This window comes from Azospirillum formosense (genome assembly GCF_013340925.1).
GTDB lineage: Bacteria > Pseudomonadota > Alphaproteobacteria > Azospirillales > Azospirillaceae > Azospirillum > Azospirillum formosense.
The window spans coordinates 1-1,659 of record NZ_WHOR01000480.1 but is presented as its reverse complement, the minus strand read 5'-3'; the positions used below and the strand labels follow the sequence as shown (position 1 = coordinate 1,659).

General features: G+C 72.1%; 1 protein-coding gene. It reads right to left on the bottom strand.

The window, feature by feature from the left end; genetic code table 11:
- On the bottom strand, positions 1-1,610 hold a 1,610-nt coding region (locus GBZ26_RS29225), incomplete at its 3' end, for a glycosyltransferase family 2 protein (protein WP_247884955.1).
- Between the last annotated feature and the right edge of the window lie 49 nt (positions 1,611-1,659).

The window sequence follows — 1,659 nt, the reverse complement described above, 5'->3', positions numbered from 1 at the left end:
CGGCGGACACCGTTGGGACCGAGGCCACGCCGGCGGGGCGGGCCGCGCCGGGGGGGTGCGGCGGCTGGTGTGGAGGGGGGGATGTCCGCCGAGGGCCGAGCCTGTCCCGGGCGAGGGGCGGTGTTGCGCAACGGGCCCGCCGCAACATCTCGGGTCGGCGCCCTAACACGCCGGGCCCCGGGGAGCAGGGCGCGCGTGCGCCGGCGCAGGGCGCCCACCGTCAGATCCGGATCGGCCCGGTCGTCCGGGTCGGCGGTGCAGCGCTCGCAGCCGGCCAGATCCGGTTCCCCGCAATAGCGTCCGTCCTTGTCCACCAGATTGAGGCGCGGACAGATCAGGCCGTAATCGTGGACGGTAAGGTCGTAGGGCACGCCGAGCCGACCGGCCAGATCGAGAACCGCGGCGTCGTGATCCAGCAAATGGTGGATCTCCACCGCGGCCGTTCCGCCCAGCCGCAGGGCTTCGACCAGTTCATCGAACTCGGCAGCCGTGCGGAACACCAGATCACGCAGATCGGGCCGGTCGACGACCTCGATCCGGCAACGGCGTTCCGGTGGGATCGAAGGGGGTGGGAGCGAGGAGGACGGGACGGTGAGGCGGGAAACGCCTTCCTCATCCTCATTGTCATCGTCTTCCTCATCATCGTCGTCCCTGGCGGCTTCGGGGACGAGTCGCAGGACGCGCCAACCTTCCGCACGCAGCGTCTCGGTGCGTTCCTCGATGAAGCGGGCGACGCCGCCGCGCCCGGCGAGCGTGACCAGCAGAATGGCGCCAGCCCGCCCGGTCGCCGACTCCTCCGCCCAGCGCGCGAGGTCGAGACGGCGACGCGCGGCCATCAACGGATCGGCGGCGATGAAGTCCTGGACCAGCGCGTCGTATCCGGGGTGAAGCCGTTCCAGAAGGCGGCTGTTGCGCGCGGCGAGGATCGCCTTCTGCCGCCCGAAGGAACGCCCGCCCACATGCGCCACGAAGACGTCGGCCGCCCCGAGATGGCGCCAGCCCAGCCGGCGCGCCCGCAGGCAGAAGTCGTTCTCCTCGCCATAGCCGCGCCCGAACAGCCGCTCCTCGAAGGGGCCGGTCTCCTCCAGGCAGTCGCGCCGGATGTAGGCGCAGAAGCCGACCGCCGTCGGCAGATCCACCCGCAATCCGGCGTTCACCGCCCGGGCCAGCCGGTCGAACGCCGCCGTTTCCGACAGGGACGGCGGGGGTGGACGGTCCGTGCCCGAAGGGTAGCTGAGGATCGTGGCGTCGTTGGACAGCGGGGTGACCGTGCCAATGTCCGGTGCCGACCAGGCCGCCGCGCGCAGCCGCTCCAGCCAGGGGCCGGCGACCAGCGTGTCGGCGTTCAGCAGAACGGCGTCGCGGTCGGGGTGCAGGGCCAGCCCACGGTTGACCGTCGCGGGGAATCCGAGATTCCGCGCGTTGCGGAGCAGCGTGATCCGGCCTTCGGCGGCGAGCGCCGCGAGATCGCGGACGAGATCCGCGTCCGGGCTGGCGTCGTCGATGACGATGATCTCGCGCGGCGTACGATCCTCCGCCGCGAACACCGATCGCAGACAGGCCAGCGTCTCCTCCCGCCCGCGGTAGACCGGGACCACGACGTCACCCATGGGCGCCGGTGACCGCCAGCCCGCTGTCCGGGGGGAAAGAGGGCCGACC